The following is a 14,776-nucleotide window of genomic DNA, read 5'->3' on the forward strand; positions in this document are numbered from 1 at the left end:
CTAGTCTACGCGCATCGCCCGGGACAGCTGGGCCGGAGCACGCGGACGAGGGCGGCCCGCAGCGCTCACGCTGGCGCCTCGCCGGGGCCGGGGTCCATGCCGTCGGGCACGGCGAGCTGGCTGGGGACGTCGGGGGGCAGGCCGCCTTCGGCGATCCAGTGGTTGAGCTGGAAGACCCAGGCCATGACCTCGGCGACCACGGTGTAGAGGGTGGCGGGGATCTGCTGCTCCAGCTCGCAGTGGGCGTAGAGGGCGCGGGCGAGCGGCGGGGCTTCGAGGATGGGGACGTTGTTCTCGCGGGCCAGCTCGCGGATCTTGCCGGCGACGAGATCGACCCCCTTGGCCACGACGATGGGGGCGCCGGCCTTGTCGGGGTCGTACTTGAGGGCGACAGCGTAGTGGGTGGGGTTGGTGACCACCACGTCGGCGGTGGGCACGTTGCTCATCATGCGGCGGCGGGACATCTCCCGCTGGGCGGCGCGGATGCGGGCCTTGATCTGGGGGTCGCCCTCCTGCTCCTTCATTTCCTGGCGCAGCTCGTCCTTGGTCATGCGCAGGCGGCGGTGGTATTCCCACAGCTGGAAGGGCACGTCGATGGCGGCGATGACCGCCAGGCTGCCGACGATCAGCAGGGCCGACAGGAGCACCAGCCCGGCGAAGTCGTCCATGCTGGTGGCCAGCGGCTGGAGCATCAGCGAGAAGAGGTGATCCCGCTCGCGCCACACCACCCACACCCCCACGCTGGCCACCAGCACCGACTTGAGGGTGGCCTTGACCAGCTCCGCCAGCCCGTGGGTGGAGAACATGCGCCCCAGCCCCTGAAGGGGGTCGAGGCGGGTGAGGTCGAACTTGAGGGCCTGGGTGGAGAACACCCAGCCGCCCATCAGGAAGGGGGTGACCAGGGCGGCGATCACCGAGACGAGGAGCAGCGGGGCGATGGTGAGCAGGCCGTCGGTGGCGAGTTGGCCGAGCACCTGCTGCATGCCGTCGGGCTCGAAGGCTTTCTGGCGTTCGAAGTTGAGCCCGCTACGCACAAGCTCCATCATCCGGTGCCCGCCCCAGCGGCCCAGCACGTACAGCGCCGCCACGCCCACCATCAGCGAGATGAAGGTGGCCAGCTCGCGGGATTGGGGAACCTGCCCTTCCTCGCGGGCCTGCTCCAGTCTTCGCGCTGAGGCTGATTCTGTCTTTTCGAGGTCGCTGTCTTCGGCCACGGCCCGCTCGACGGTCGTTCAGAGGATGCAACGATACCGGCAGACGGCGGCGGGCAAGGCGCCGAACAGATGGGGATTGGAGGGGTAATTCCAGGGAGCGGAGCGTGGAAAGTGGGGAGGGGGATAGGGAATGGGAAATGGGGGGTAGGAAGAGGGGCGATGCCGATGGGCGGTGCGCTGGCGTTCGGCTGCGCTCCCCCACTCTCCACTTACCACTTCCTACTTCCTCTTACCCGCTCCCCCTTGGCCGCTCAGGCGGTCTGCCCGCTGGCCAGCAGGTCGCGCAGGCCGTCGGTTTCCCGGTGCAGCTCGCCCAGCTTGGCACTGAGCAGCATCAGCTGGTCTTCGAGCAGGCCGAACAAGGCGCGGCTGGCCTGCAGCGGGGTGCCGGCCACCAGGCGGGTCGCGTCGATGCGGGCCTGCAGTTCGGTGAGGGCCTGCTCCTGCCGGGGGTTGAGGGCAATGCACTCGCGCAGGGCGCGGTCGCGTGCCAGGAAGAACCCCGGGGGGTCGTGCTCGGCGAGGTCTTTCCAGTAATCGAAGTCGAAGTCACCCATCTGCGCTCTCCCGGCCCATCCGGCACCGTGGCCGGAACGGCAACGGGCAGGGGCGGTCAGGAACGATCCTAACCGAGCCCTGCCGCGGGTCGAGCGGCATAGATCACGCCATCTTGTTGCAGTGTGTTGCGCCGTGGAGGATGTCGCGGCGCGTGCTCCGGGTCTCCGTTACATCGTGCGCACTCGGGTTCAGGCCGCCAGGGCGGGCAGTTCCAGGTGGGCCAGCAGCAGGCGGCGGGAGACGCCGCGGGTCTCGCCCAGCGCCCCGAGCAGTTCCTTCATGTCGAGGATGAGCACGATCTGGCCGTTGGAGAGGGTGGTCACCCCGGCCACGCCCTTCGGGCGGAAGTCGTCGAGGGATTTGATGACCGCATCCTCGCGGCCGGCGAAGCTGTCGATGGCGAGGATGAAGCTCTGCTCGGCGCTCTGCATGAACACCCCGTACTCGGGGGTCTGGTTCTGCTCCCAGCCCAGCAGGGTGGACAGGGGCATGATGGGCAGCACTTCGCCGCGCACCACCATGGTGGCCCGGCCGCCCACCTCCTGCACTTCGGAGGGCTCGATGGGGAGGATCTCGCGGACCATCGACAGGGGCACGGCAAAGGGCTGCTCGCCAAGGCGCACCAGCAGCACCGGCAGGATCGCCAGGGTGAGGGGCAGGCTGATGATGAAGGTGGTGCCCTTGCCCATCGTGGAGCGGATGTCGATGGAGCCGTTGAGCTTCTGGATGTTGGTGCGCACCACGTCCATGCCCACGCCGCGGCCGGAGACGTCCGACACCTGGCTGGCCATGGAGAAGCCCGGGAGGAACACCAGGTTGTAGCTCTGGCGCTCGTCCATGGTGTTGGCTTCCTCGTCGGTGATGAGGCCCTTCTCCACCGCCTTGGCGCGCAGCTTCTCGGCGTTCATGCCACGGCCGTCGTCGGCCACCAGGATCACGATGTGGTCGCCTTCCTGGCGGGCTTCGAGGCGGACGATGGATTTCTCGGGCTTGCCGTTGGCGAGGCGCTCCTGGGTCTCCTCCACGCCGTGGTCCACCGCGTTGCGGATGAGGTGGATGATCGGGTCGGAGAGATCCTCGATCATCGTCTTGTCGATCTCGGTTTCCTCGCCGGAGAGCACCAGCTCCACGTCCTTGCCCAGGTTGCGGGCGAGGTCGCGGGCGATGCGGGGGTATTTCTGGAACAGCCGGCCGATGGGCTGCATGCGGGTCTTCATCACCGCGTTCTGCAGGTCGGAGACGAGCAGGTCGAGCTGGCTCACCGCCAGGTCGAGGGCGTGCAGGGTCTCGGTGTCGTTGCGGCCGTTGAGGATGTCGCTGCGCAGGGCGTTGAGGCGGTTCTTGGTGAGGCCGATTTCGCCGGAGAGGTTGAGCACCTGGTCGAGACGCGAGGTGTCGACGCGGATCGAGTTGTCGCGGGCCTTCTCGGTGTCGCGGCGGCCCACCGGGCCGGTGGCGCCGGGGCGGTCGGTGGCGCGGCGGCCCACGGCGGCCTTGATGACTTCGTCGGGGGTCTTGCGGGCCAGCTCGGCGTCGCTCTGGTGCATGGTCACCGGGGCCGGCGCGGGGGCGGGCACGGCCTGGAGCACGGGCGCGGCAAGCGGGGCCGGCGCGGCGGCCGGGGTGCCGGTCACGGCTTCGAGCAGTTCGTTCCAGTCGAGCCCGTCGGCCGACGGCGCAGCCGCGGGCGCGACGGCCACCGGGGCCGGCACCGCGGGCGCAGGCGCGGCCGGGGCGGAGACGTGGGTCAGCTCACCGGCGATGGCCCGGCGCAGGTCTTCGATGAGGTGGGGGTCGGCGGCCGGGGGCTGCACGCCCTGCTCCAGGTAGCCGAACATGTCGCGCACCGAGCCGGTGGACGACAGGATCACGTCCATGATCTCGGGCGTCACCGCCAGCTCGCCGTTGCGCAGCAGGTCGAACAGGTTCTCGGTGAGGTGGCACAGGGTGACCAGCTCGGTCGCGTTGAGGAAGCCGGCACCGCCCTTGATGGTGTGAAAGCCCCGGAAGATGTCGTTGAGCAGGCCTTTGTCGCCCGGCGCCCGTTCGAGATCCACCAGCTTGTTATCCACCCCCGACAGCAGGTCGCCCGCCTCGACGAGGAAATCCTGCAGCAGGTCTTCCATCCCGGAAAAATCGCTCATTGCATTGCTCCTTGCGGTCTGGCCCGCGCTCGCCGGCTCAGAAACCGAGACTTTCGAGCAGGTCGTCCACCTGCTCCTGGTTCGATACCACGTCGTCCCGACCCACGGCGCTGATGACCGGGCCGTTCATCAGGCCTTCCGGCGCTTCCGCCTTGCGTTCGGCCGGCATCGCCTCGATGAGCACCTGGAGCAGCTGCTGCTCCAGCCCGTGGGCTAGCTCGACGACCTTCTTGATGACCTGCCCGGTGAGATCCTGGAAGTCCTGGGCCATCATGATCTCCAGCAACTGGGCGTTGGTCTCGCGGCTGCCGCTCACCACGCTGCCGAGGAAATCCCGGGTCTCGCCCGCCAGCACGCGGAACTCGTCGGGCGAGAGCTGGTTGGCGTAGAGGCGATCCCAGCGGCCGCGCAGCGCTTCGGCGTCGGCGTGGACCTTGTCCTGGATGGGCTTGGCGATGTCGGTGGCGTTGAGCACCTTGCTGGCGGCCTGCTCGGTCATCTCGGCGATGTAGGCCAGGCGCTGGCGGGCATCGGGGATGGCGTGGGCGGCCTCCTGCAGGCTGCGGTCGTAGCCAAGTTCGCGCAAGGTGTCGTGGAGCTGGCGGGTCATCACACCGATCCGGTTGAAGACGTTGTCGCAGTTGTGGACAGGGGCGTCGCCGACGGCGGGCCCGTCCTCGTGTTCGGCGGTGTACTCCTCCGCCACGGAATCGAAGAGGGCCTGGAGATCGGCGTCGTCGCTGCCGGCATCGGCGGCACCGGGGGAGGTGCTGGCGACCACTTCGAGTCGCGGCGGGGCGCTCGCGGCAGCGGCAGGCGCGCCGGAGATGCTGTCGAACAGCGCCTGCAGATCGTCGCTGTCGCCGGACTCGTCGAATTTGAGACGTTTTGCCATGGTGGAACTCCGTGCTGTCGGGGGCCGTCAGGCAGCCTTCTTGCCCATCTTCTCGAAGATCTTCTCGAGCTTTTCGGAAAGGGTGGCCGCCGTGAAGGGCTTGACGATGTAGCCGCTGGCGCCAGCCTGGGCCGCCGCGATGATGTTCTCCTTCTTGGCTTCGGCAGTAATCATCAGCACCGGCAGATGCTTGAGGGCGGGCGTGGCACGGATGTTCTGAAGCAGGGTGAGGCCGTCCATGTTGGGCATGTTCCAGTCCGTCACCACGAAGTCGAAGGGCAGCGAGTTGAGCTTCTGCAGCGCGATCTGGCCGTCCTCGGCCTCATCGACGTTGGTGAAGCCCAGCTCCTTGAGCAGGTTGCGGACGATCCGCCGCATGGTGGAAAAGTCATCGACGACGAGAAATTTCATCTTGGGGTCCGACATGTTGTTGATCTCCGTTCAATCCCGGCAGGAACGCATCAGCAGGGGGCGCAGGGTTTCCGCCAGGACGTCGGCGTCGAATTTGGCGACATAGGAATCGACGCCGACACTCTTGCCCATCGCCCGGTTGGCTTCGGAGGACAGGGACGAGTGCATGACGACCGGAATGCCTTCGAAGCGGGCATCCGATTTGATGTTGCGGGTGAGCACGTAGCCGTCCATCTCGGGCATCTCGGCGTCCACCAGAATCAGGTTGACCTCGTCGCGCAGGTCGATGCCGCGCTGCTGGGCGTGGCTGGCCATGCCTTCGAGACGGGTCCAGGCCTCCAGGCCGTTGAGGGCGTGCTTGTGGCGCACGCCGAGCTTGTCCAGGGTTTCGGCGATCTTCTTGCGGGCCACGGCGGAGTCGTCCACGAAGAAGATGTTCACGTCGTGGGCGCCCTCGAGGGGGTGGATCTGCCCAACCACGGCTTCGCCGAAGGTGCTGGCGAGGATGGTCTCCACATCGAGGATGGACACCAGCTTGCCGTCCTGCAGCTCGGTGATGGCCGTGATGAAGTGGTTGCCGCTGGAGGTGACGTTGTCCGGCGCGCGGACCTTGTCCCACTCGACGCGGATGATGCGGTCCACCTCGTGCACCAGGAAGCCCAGGGTGCGCTTGCTGTACTCGGTGACCATCATCGAGCCGCCCAGGGGCTCGCCCGGGCCGGCGATGCCCATGACCTTGGCCAGCGCCAGCACCGGAATCACGTTGCCGCGCAGGGAGATCAAGCCCTCCACGCCGGAGGGCATGTTGGGGGCCTTGGTGATGAAGGGGGCGCGGGACACCTCCCGCACCTTGAAGACGTTGATCCCGAAGATCTCCTGCGTCCCCAGGGAGAACAGCAGGATCTCCATGCGGTTGGAGCCCGCCAGCTTGGTTCTGGCGTCCACCGACTCCAGCAACCCGCGATCGACTCGATCCATGTTCATCTCGCTCCTCTTTCGCTCACGCGGCCTTGGCCGCACTGTGCTGCGTGATCAGGCGACGCAGGACCTCGGCCAGCCGCTGCGGCTCGAACTTGGCCACGTATTCATCCACCCCGACCGAGCGCCCGAGCTGCTGGTTGGACATGCCCGACAGGGACGAATGCATGATGACCGGCACCCCCTCGAAGCGCAGATCGGTCTTGATCCGCTTGGTGAGGATGTAGCCGTCCATCTCGGGCATCTCGACGTCGGTGAGGATCAGGGCCAGCATGTCCTTCACCTTGCGCCCGCTGCTGCTGGCGTAGGAGGCGAGCTTCTCGAGTTCCTCCCAGGCCTGGCGGCCATTCACCGAGCCCACGTAGCGCACGCCGAGGGCGTCGAGGGTGCGCTCGATCTGCTTGCGGGCCACCGACGAGTCATCTGCAAAATAGACGGTGATCGGCTCCTCCGCCACGATCGGCTCGATGCCCTTGAACAAGAACTCGTCGTCGTAGCGGGTGGTTTCGGAGAGCACCTTCTCCACATCCAGCAGCATCACCAGCTTGGGGCCGGGCAGCTCGGTCACCGCGGTGACGAGCCCGCCCAGGTTGGCGGTGAGCATGTCGGGCGGCACCCGCATCTGGGACCAGTCGAGGCGCAGGATGGTATCCACCGCCTCCACCAGGAAACCCTGGGTGTGCCCGTTGTATTCGGTGACGATCATGATGTCGCGGGGGGTGTCGGTGGCCATCCCGGCGTACTTGGCCAGATCCACCACCGGCACCAGCACGCCCCGCAGGCTGACCATGCCTTCCACCGACGAGGGCATCTCCGGCGCGGCGGTGATGGGCGGCGTGCGCATCACCTCGCGCACCTTGAAGACGTTGATCCCGAAGGTCTCGCGACGACCGGTGCGCGGGTCCATGCCGAGGGTGAACAGCAGGATCTCCAGCTTGTTGGTGCCCGCGAGCCTGGTGCGCGCGTCAATGTTCTTGAGTAGTTCCGACATCACTCGATCTCCGTCGCTGACCGCCTGCCGTCCCGATGGGGCAGGCCCCGACCTGGGATAAATATCGGCGGGGTAAGATTATTCTTGAGGCTGGGAAGGGTCTCTTCGTCGGCCGCCGCCGCCCTGGGCGCACCGCCGTTCGCACTGCCGGCGCGGGCCTCAGGCCCGGTAGCCGATGCGGAAACCGCCCCAGTGACGACCATTCACATAAACCGGCGCAGAGATGTCGTGCATGATCTCGCCGGTGTCCCGACGGTAGGTCTGGATCAGGAAGGGCATCTCGTTCTTGCCGCACTGCTTGCCCACCGGGTCGTCGAAGATCCGCTTGGTGCGGCTGCCGACGATGTCCTTGTTGTAGTCGCCGGTGAGGGGCTGGCAGTAGCACTTGTTGTGGGTGGGCACGTAGCCGTTGCGATCGGTGCCGATGGCGTAGACCACCTCCCGGTTGCCGTCGAGCAGGCGCTCCTGCAGGTTCGGGAAGAGCCGGTCGGTGAGCGCGTCGAAGCGGGTGCTGTACTTCTGCGGGCGGGTGTTCGGGATCGGCTTGTAGGCCTCGTCGAAGAGGTCGGCCTCGCCGATCTGCCCGTTGGCGATGGCCTGCTCCAGCATCGCGCCGATCTGGCGGGATGCATCCCGAACGATGTCCGGCATCTTCTTGTGCACCACCATCGCCTGCTCGCCCGCCGGGCCCAGCTTGAAGACGCGGCGGATCTCCTTCAGGTTCACCGCCAGATCGCGCAGGCTGGTGGCCTCGTGAAGGGTCTCGCGGGCGCCGTCGGCGTTGTGGCCGGCCATGTCCATGATCTGCCGGACGTGGCCGGCGATCTGTTCGGCCTCGTGACCGTGGGTGGTGATGGCCACCGCGATGGCGTCGATCTTCTCCATCGTCTGCTGGGCGCCCTGGTTGATCTGCTCCAGCGAGCTGGCCGCCCGGCGGGCCAGTTCGGCCCCCGCGTGGGCCTGCACGCTGCCCACGTCGATGGCGGCGATGGCGCTCTTGGTTTCGGCCTGGATCGCCGAGATCATGCCGCCGATCTCGCGGGTCGCCGTCGAGGTGCGCTCGGCCAGCTTGCGCACTTCGTCGGCCACCACCGCAAACCCGCGCCCCTGCTCGCCGGCCCGGGCCGCCTCGATGGCGGCGTTGAGCGCCAGCAGGTTGGTCTGGTCGGCAATCTCGTGGATCACCTTGACGATGCCGCTGATGGCCTCCGAGCGCTCGCCCAGGGAGGCGATCACGCGGGCCGAATCGGCCACCGAGCTGGCGATGCGTTCGATCTCCCGGGAGGCGCTGGTCGCCACCTCGCCCCCCTGCACCGACAGTTCGCGCGCCGCCTGGGCGTTGCTGGCCGTCTGGCTGGCGTGGTCGGCCACCGCGTTGACGCCGGCGGTCATCTGCTCGATGGCCGTGGCCATGCTCTCGGCGGCGTCCTTCTGCCCGGCGGAGCCTTCGGCCACCCGGCCAGCGTAACCCGACAGCAGGTCGGCCGCCTCGTACACCCGCTGGGCGTCGAAGATGACCTTGCCGACGATCCCCTGAAGGCTCTCGATCAGGTCGTTGAACACCGCCTCGACCTCGCCCACCTGGCCGCCCGACACCGGCACCCGACGGGACAGGTCGCCATCCCGCAGCATCGCCCGGATGGTGTCGCGCATCTCGCCCAGGGGCTGGACGAACAGCACCCGGCAGGTCATCAGCATCGCCACCCCGATGAACACGCCAAGGGCCGCGCTGACACCGACGAATCCGGCAGTGGGAGAAACACCGAAGGCAAGCCCGGCTCCGGCTGCGCCGATGGCCGCGCACAGTCCGATGGCGCCTGAAATGAGTTGAACTCGCATGATGTCCGGCCACTCCTGTCTCGATCGAAGGCCGGTCTGCGGAAGGCAGCCGGCACACCCACCGGGCTGCCCGGCGGGCCGCCCAAGATATGGTCGTTCTTATCGACAGGGGCGCGCCGGAACTTAAGGGCGGCCGGTGGCGGTGGCGTTGCGCCGCCTATTTGAAGCTGTCGGCGCTCCGCTCGGAGAGGCGGAAGATCACATCCACCCGGTTGCCGGAGCCGCTGTAGCGCACCTCCTCGCACACCCGCAGCAGCAGCGGGATGCCGCGCCCGTGGCCCTTGAGCATCTCCTCGGTGGTGGGCTCGCGCATGGCCTGGAGCACCTGCTGCTCGTGATCGAAACCCGGCCCGGTATCGACGCAGCCGATGTGCAGCATGGGCGCCCGATCCAGGCTCTGGCGGAGGGTCAGCTCGAACTCCACCGCCCCCACCGCCAGCCGCGACAGGCGCCGGGCGCGCTCGTCGAGGTACACGTCCATGCCCTCGGCCCCCACCTTGAGCGACGAGGGCAGCCGCAGCAGGCCGTGGTCGAGGGCGTTGTTGAACAGCTCGGACAGCACCAGGAACAGCCGCCCCGTGAAGGGCCGCACCCCCTCGAACTGCTCGATGGCGCCCAGGATCAGGGGCACCGCGTCGAGGCGCTTGAGGTCGGCCGCCCCCAGGCGCAGCACCAGCCGCCAGTCGCTGGCGCTGAACGGCGCCGCCACCTCGCCGGACTGCTGGCTGAGGGTGCGGCTCGGGCTGTCGGCCAGGGCGATCTGGGCGATGGAGATGTCGTCCCGGGGCGGGTTGCCGCCCGTGAGCCGATGGACAATCTCCACCAGCCGGGGCAGCCGGGCCTCGGCCGGCAGACCTTCGAGGGCGCGCCCAAGCCCGGCGACGCCCAGCGCGACGCCTTCGGCGTCCTCCTGCTCGATGAGCCCGTCGGAGAACAGCAGCAGGTGATCGCTGGGATTGACTACGTGGGTATCGACGGTGCCGTCGAACTCGTCGTCGTCGACCACCCCCAGCGGGAAGTGGTGGCGGTTGAAGTGGATGCGCACGCCGCCATCCGGGCGCACCAGCAACGGCCCGGGGTTGCCGCCGTTCCAGACGGTGACGTAGCGTTCGCGGAAATTGACCGCCGCCAGGGTGGCGGCGATGAAGCGGTCGACGGGCAGCAGCGCCCGCACCTTGCTGTTGATCTCCCGAGCGATGGCGTCGATGCCGAAGCCGCGCTCGGTCATCCGGTAGAACGGGGCCGTCACCGGCAGCACATTGAGGGAGGCGGCGAGCCCATGGCCGGCGCCGTCGGCGAGGAGCACGTGCAGCACGTTGGCCGGGGTGCGGGCAGCGGCGATGAGGTCGCCGCTGAATTCGGCGGCAGAGGCGATGAAGTGGGAGAGCGCGGGATCGCCCAGGGCCTCGCGGTTGATGAGGCGCTCCATCACGAAGCGCGCCAGCCGCTGCTCTTCTTCCTGGAGGCTGCGGTAGCGGGCAAGCTCGCGGTTGCGCGCCTCGGCCTGGCGCTGCATGGCCTTGAGCCGGAGAATCACCCCGAGCTTGGCGCGCAGCATCTCTCGGGACGCGGGCTTGCACAAATAGGCATCGGCACCCGCCTCAAGGGCGCGCATCTGCGTCGCCTCGTCGAGGCTGCCGGTAAACACCAGGCTGGGAATCCAGCTCCCGTCGGTCCGCATCCGGACGGTCTGGAGCAATTCGATTCCATCCATGCCGGGCAGGCCGACATCGGTCATCAGGACGTCGGGGTGGGCCCGGGCGATGTGCGCGAGCGCCTCTTTGGCCGTGCTGACGCCTGCGACACGGTGGCCCAGGGCCACCAGATCCCGGCGGATCAGAAACAGATCGTCCGGGTTGTCATCTACAACAAGAATGAAGAGGGATTCGGGATCTTGCTCTGCCACCACTACACGATCGGGAAAAGCTTGCCGAAGTTGGCGATGTCGAGCACCTGCCGCACGCTGCCCCGGGCGTTGGCCAGGCAGACGGTCTTGCCGGAGGTCTTGGCCTTGTCGCGCAGCATCAGCAGCATGCCCAGCGCGGAACTGTCGAGGTAGGCCACGTTGCCGAGATCGACAGCGACTTCGGTCGTGCCGGGGCTGCCCAGCGCCTTGTCCACCGCATCGCGGAATTCCCGGTGGGAGTTGAAATCAAACCGCCCGGAGAGCTGAATCCTGGCCTGACTCTGCTGGGTGCTGACGCTGGTATCCATTTCTAGCCTCTAATTGTACGTTCCACTTACCACATCACCGGCTCACGCCGGTCATCGCTCTGTTCATGCTCTCAAGCCCCGGCGCTCACCCCCGCGCAGGCGGGAGACGACACGTTGCCCGATCTCCTTCAGCGGCGCCACTTCGTCCAGGGCGCCGACGACCGCCGCCTCGCGCGGCATGCCGTAAACCACGCAGGACTCCTGATCCTGCCCGACCGTCCATGCACCGGCCTGCCGCATCGCCAGCAAGCCCTGGGCGCCGTCCTTGCCCATCCCGGTGAGGATCACCCCCAGCGCGTTGGCCCCGACCTGTTTGGCAGCCGAATGGAACAGCACGTCCACCGCCGGCCGATGCCGATTGACCGGCTCCGACTGGGCGAGTTCGCAGACATATCCCCCCACCCCACGCCGCACCGACAGGTGGGAATGCCCGGGCGCCAGATACACCGTGCCCGGCACCACCTTCTCGCCGTGCTCGGCTTCCTTCACCCGCATCTGGCACAGGCCGTCGAGGCGCTTCGCGAAAGATGCAGTGAACATCTCCGGCATGTGCTGGACCATCAGGATTCCCGGCATTTGTCCGGGCAGAGAACATAGCACTTCCTTGATCGCCTCGGTGCCACCCGTGGAGGCGCCGATCAGCACCAGTTTCTCCTGCAAGACCCGCTCCGGCAGCCCGCCGCCGACACCGCCGACACCCTCGGAAGTCTCGCGCAGCAAGGGTTTCGACGGTGCAGACGGCCTCACCGGCACGCGCGGCCGGGCGCCATACGCCGCCCGGACCTTTTCACAAATTTCTACACGATAGTGCTCGATTCCAGCAGCCGAATCCAGCTTCGGCTTGGGCAGGAAGTCCACCGCGCCCAACTCGAGTGCCTGGAGGGTCGCCTCCGATCCCCTTTGGGTAAGGCTCGAAATCATCACGACGGGCATCGGCCGGAGTCGCATCAGTCGCGCCAGGAAATCGAGCCCATCCATCTTGGGCATCTCGATATCCAGCGTCAGTACGTCCGGATTGTGCGTCTTGATCATTTCCCTTGCCACGATGGGGTCGGGCGCAACGCCCACGACTTCCAGATCGGGGGCCGAATTGATGACTTCGGACAGCATGCTCCGCATCAGCGCGGAGTCGTCGACGATTAGAACCTTGATTGCCATTCTCTGCTTCCAGTGTTCGATCCGGTGCAAAAGCCCGATCAACCAAATAGCTCGACATCGCCTTGCACATTGTCTCGTCGAAGCCGGGCTTCGTATTCGCGCTCGCGAGCAATGAGCGTGTCGTTTTTCACGCGTACCAGTTTTTTCATCATCACCCTTCCGCTGGCCGGAAAAAAGTACACCTTGCGGGGGTAAATATCGAGCAGATCCTGGGCCACGATCGGTATCCGTTCGGTATCGAGGTAGTCGCGCACGAACTGCGCGTTCTTCTCGCCCACCTGGGCCTGGGTGAGGCTCGCGAGCACCTTTCCGCCACCGAAGACCTTGGCCTCGAGACTGCTCCGGCGCGCGCCCAACTTGAGCAGATGGTTGAGCAGCACCTCCATGGCATACGCCCCATAACGGGCGGAGGTAGACAACATCCCCGAATTCTCGTTGGTTTCCGGAAGCATGAAATGGTTCATGCCACCGAGCCCCTTGTCCCGATCGCGGATGCAGGCGGTGACGCACGAGCCCAGCACCGTGACCAGCAGCATGTCGGAGGTGGTGACGAAGTATTCGCCCGGCAGCACCTTCACCGCATCGCAGTCGAATGTGCGGTCGAAATAGCGATTGGTCGCCAGATGCTCCACATAGCCGAGATCATCGGTCACGGGCATCGGTCCTTTCATACACCGTCCGCCCCAGCGAGCGGAAGACGTCGGCCGCGTGCAGGAAGCTCTCGGAGTGGCCTGCAAACAGCAGGCCGTCCTGTTTGAGCAGCGGCACGAAGCGTTTGAGGATGGCGTGCTGGGTCGGCTTGTCGAAATAGATCATCACGTTCCGGCAGAACATGTAATCGAACGGCCCCTGCAGCGCCCAGCGGGTGTCGAGCAGGTTGATGCGCTTGAACTCGATCAGGCGCTGGAGTTCCGGCCTGACCCGCGCGAAGCCGGCCTGGGAGCCGGTGCCCTTGAGAAAGAAGCGCTGCATGCGCTCCCGGGACAGGCGATCCACCCGGTCCATCCCATACACCCCCTTCCCGGCCGTGGCGAGCACGTTGGTGTCGATGTCGGTGGCGACAATCTGCACCGGCGGGGTCATGGTGTTGAAGGCTTCGCAGGCGGTGATCGCCAGGCTGTAGGGCTCCTCGCCGGTGGACGCCGCGCTGCACCAGATCCGCACCGGGCCGCGGCCGGTGTGCTTCTTGAGGCGCTCGGCGAGGATGTCGAAGTGATGGGCCTCGCGGAAGAACGAGGTGAGGTTGGTGGTCAGGCTGTTGACGAAGGTCTCCCACTCCTCCGGCTCGCGCTCGGCCCGGTCGAGGTACTCGGCGAAAGTCCGGTCGCCCCGTGCCCGCAGGCGCCGGGCAAGGCGGCTGTAGACCATGTCCTGCTTGACCGGCGACAGGGAGATGCCCGCGTGCTTGTAGATCAGCGCACGCACGCGCTCGAAGTCGTTGGCGGAGAACGCGAACTCCCGCTCCGGCGCGGCCACCCCGGCCAGGGCCGGTCGGGGCGAAGCGGGCTTGGGCGCGGAGGTTGCCGACAGCGGTCGGCGCACGGTGGTGGTCTTATCGTTCATCGCGGGGCTCTTCAGAACTCTTCCCACTCGTCGTCCATGTCACCGCCAACGGCGACACCCGCTTTGCGCACTTTGGCAACCGGGGCACTCGCCCGCGGCGTCGGCGCCGGGCGGGCGGGCCGCTCGGGCAGACGGGCCACGTTGTCCGGCACCACAGCCGCCGGCGCGCTGCCGGCGCTCAGGCGGAACATCGACACGGCGCGCACCAAAGTACGGGCCTGATCTTCCAGGCTCTCGGCGGCGGCGGCGGCCTCCTCCACCAGCGCGGCGTTCTGCTGGGTCACCTCGTCCATCTGGCCCACGGCCTGGGTCACCTGTTCGATGCCGCCGCTCTGCTCCTGGCTGGCTTCAGCGATCTCGGTGACCAGCCCCGACAGGCGCTGGAAGTTGGTGACCACCTCCTCCATCGTCTGACCCGCTTCGTTCACCAGCCGGGCGCCGTCTTCCACCTTGTCGGTGCTGTCGGCGATCAGCGCCTTGATCTCCCGCGCCGCCTGCGCGCTGCGCTGGGCGAGGCTGCGCACTTCGCTCGCCACCACCGCGAAGCCGCGGCCCTGTTCGCCCGCACGGGCAGCCTCGACCGCCGCGTTGAGCGCCAGAATGTTGGTCTGGAACGCGATCGAGTCGATCACCCCGATGATGTCGGCGATCTTCTTCGAGCTTTCCTGGATCGACCCCATCGTGCCCACCACCCGGTTCACCATCTCGCCGCCCTGCTCCGCCACTTCGTTGCTGGAGCTGGCCAGCTCGCGCGCCTGGCGGGCGTTGTCGGCGTTCTGCTTGACCGTGGCGTTGAGCTGCTCCATCGAGC

14 protein-coding genes are annotated in these 14,776 nt (G+C 67.1%); all 14 read right to left on the minus strand.

Going from position 1 to position 14,776, the window contains the following annotated elements; genetic code table 11:
- Window positions 1-65 precede the first annotated feature (65 nt).
- Window positions 66-1,214 carry a flagellar biosynthesis protein FlhB gene (gene flhB / locus ACE3N6_RS07390; protein WP_374244543.1) on the minus strand — a complete coding sequence of 383 codons (1,149 nt, stop codon included), beginning with the start codon at window positions 1,212-1,214 and terminating at the stop codon, window positions 66-68.
- Between the two features lie 251 nt (window positions 1,215-1,465).
- Window positions 1,466-1,771: a DUF3135 domain-containing protein gene (locus tag ACE3N6_RS07395; RefSeq protein WP_374244544.1), complete on the minus strand. Its 306-nt coding sequence runs from the start codon at window positions 1,769-1,771 to the stop codon at window positions 1,466-1,468.
- A gap of 189 nt (window positions 1,772-1,960) precedes the next feature.
- Window positions 1,961-3,916, minus strand: coding sequence for a chemotaxis protein CheA (locus ACE3N6_RS07400; protein WP_374244545.1), 1,956 nt, complete (start codon window positions 3,914-3,916; stop codon window positions 1,961-1,963).
- A 37-nt stretch (window positions 3,917-3,953) separates the two neighbouring features.
- A complete protein-coding gene (gene cheZ, locus ACE3N6_RS07405; protein ID WP_374244546.1) occupies window positions 3,954-4,811 on the minus strand; it encodes a protein phosphatase CheZ in 858 nt (285 codons plus the stop codon).
- Between the two features lie 27 nt (window positions 4,812-4,838).
- Complete coding sequence (gene cheY, locus ACE3N6_RS07410) at window positions 4,839-5,237, minus strand: chemotaxis response regulator CheY (RefSeq protein WP_079432693.1); 399 nt, start codon at window positions 5,235-5,237, stop codon at window positions 4,839-4,841.
- A 15-nt stretch (window positions 5,238-5,252) separates the two neighbouring features.
- Window positions 5,253-6,200 (minus strand): chemotaxis protein, encoded by a 948-nt coding sequence (locus ACE3N6_RS07415; RefSeq protein ID WP_374244547.1) that lies wholly within the window; start codon window positions 6,198-6,200, stop codon window positions 5,253-5,255.
- Window positions 6,201-6,222: 22 nt separating this feature from the next.
- Window positions 6,223-7,191 carry a chemotaxis protein gene (locus tag ACE3N6_RS07420; protein WP_374244548.1) on the minus strand — a complete coding sequence of 323 codons (969 nt, stop codon included), beginning with the start codon at window positions 7,189-7,191 and terminating at the stop codon, window positions 6,223-6,225.
- A 159-nt stretch (window positions 7,192-7,350) separates the two neighbouring features.
- On the minus strand, window positions 7,351-9,030 hold the full coding sequence (locus tag ACE3N6_RS07425) for a methyl-accepting chemotaxis protein (RefSeq protein ID WP_374244549.1): 1,680 nt from the start codon (window positions 9,028-9,030) through the stop codon (window positions 7,351-7,353).
- Between the two features lie 157 nt (window positions 9,031-9,187).
- Window positions 9,188-10,936 carry a SpoIIE family protein phosphatase gene (locus tag ACE3N6_RS07430; RefSeq protein ID WP_374244550.1) on the minus strand — a complete coding sequence of 583 codons (1,749 nt, stop codon included), beginning with the start codon at window positions 10,934-10,936 and terminating at the stop codon, window positions 9,188-9,190.
- 2 nt (window positions 10,937-10,938) lie between these two features.
- Entirely contained in the window at window positions 10,939-11,244 is a 306-nt protein-coding gene (locus tag ACE3N6_RS07435) for an STAS domain-containing protein (protein WP_153159908.1), read from the minus strand.
- A 63-nt stretch (window positions 11,245-11,307) separates the two neighbouring features.
- Window positions 11,308-12,402, minus strand: a complete 1,095-nt coding sequence (locus tag ACE3N6_RS07440) for a chemotaxis response regulator protein-glutamate methylesterase (protein WP_374244551.1) — start codon at window positions 12,400-12,402, stop codon at window positions 11,308-11,310.
- A 38-nt stretch (window positions 12,403-12,440) separates the two neighbouring features.
- On the minus strand, window positions 12,441-13,061 hold the full coding sequence (gene cheD, locus ACE3N6_RS07445) for a chemoreceptor glutamine deamidase CheD (RefSeq protein ID WP_374244552.1): 621 nt from the start codon (window positions 13,059-13,061) through the stop codon (window positions 12,441-12,443).
- Window positions 13,045-13,965 carry a CheR family methyltransferase gene (locus tag ACE3N6_RS07450; RefSeq protein WP_374244553.1) on the minus strand — a complete coding sequence of 307 codons (921 nt, stop codon included), beginning with the start codon at window positions 13,963-13,965 and terminating at the stop codon, window positions 13,045-13,047. Before ACE3N6_RS07450 ends, cheD begins: the two co-directional genes overlap by 17 nt.
- A gap of 11 nt (window positions 13,966-13,976) precedes the next feature.
- Window positions 13,977-14,776 (minus strand): methyl-accepting chemotaxis protein (locus tag ACE3N6_RS07455; RefSeq protein ID WP_374244554.1); only part of this gene is annotated, 800 nt, incomplete at its 5' end.

The organism is Zoogloea sp. (assembly GCF_041904905.1).
Classification (GTDB): domain Bacteria; phylum Pseudomonadota; class Gammaproteobacteria; order Burkholderiales; family Rhodocyclaceae; genus Zoogloea.

What these genes read in the sequence shown, in the direction of transcription:
- ACE3N6_RS07395 (WP_374244544.1), bottom strand. Translation starts at nt 1,771, where the DNA reads ATGGGTGACTTCGACTTCGATTACTGGAAAGACCTCGCCGAGCACGAC.
- ACE3N6_RS07400 (WP_374244545.1), bottom strand. Translation starts at nt 3,916, where the DNA reads ATGAGCGATTTTTCCGGGATGGAAGACCTGCTGCAGGATTTCCTCGTC.
- cheZ (WP_374244546.1), bottom strand. Translation starts at nt 4,811, where the DNA reads ATGGCAAAACGTCTCAAATTCGACGAGTCCGGCGACAGCGACGATCTG.
- cheY (WP_079432693.1), bottom strand. Translation starts at nt 5,237, where the DNA reads ATGTCGGACCCCAAGATGAAATTTCTCGTCGTCGATGACTTTTCCACC.
- ACE3N6_RS07415 (WP_374244547.1), bottom strand. Translation starts at nt 6,200, where the DNA reads ATGGATCGAGTCGATCGCGGGTTGCTGGAGTCGGTGGACGCCAGAACC.
- ACE3N6_RS07420 (WP_374244548.1), bottom strand. Translation starts at nt 7,191, where the DNA reads ATGTCGGAACTACTCAAGAACATTGACGCGCGCACCAGGCTCGCGGGC.
- ACE3N6_RS07425 (WP_374244549.1), bottom strand. Translation starts at nt 9,030, where the DNA reads ATGCGAGTTCAACTCATTTCAGGCGCCATCGGACTGTGCGCGGCCATC.
- ACE3N6_RS07435 (WP_153159908.1), bottom strand. Translation starts at nt 11,244, where the DNA reads ATGGATACCAGCGTCAGCACCCAGCAGAGTCAGGCCAGGATTCAGCTC.
- ACE3N6_RS07440 (WP_374244551.1), bottom strand. Translation starts at nt 12,402, where the DNA reads ATGGCAATCAAGGTTCTAATCGTCGACGACTCCGCGCTGATGCGGAGC.
- cheD (WP_374244552.1), bottom strand. Translation starts at nt 13,061, where the DNA reads ATGCCCGTGACCGATGATCTCGGCTATGTGGAGCATCTGGCGACCAAT.
- ACE3N6_RS07450 (WP_374244553.1), bottom strand. Translation starts at nt 13,965, where the DNA reads ATGAACGATAAGACCACCACCGTGCGCCGACCGCTGTCGGCAACCTCC.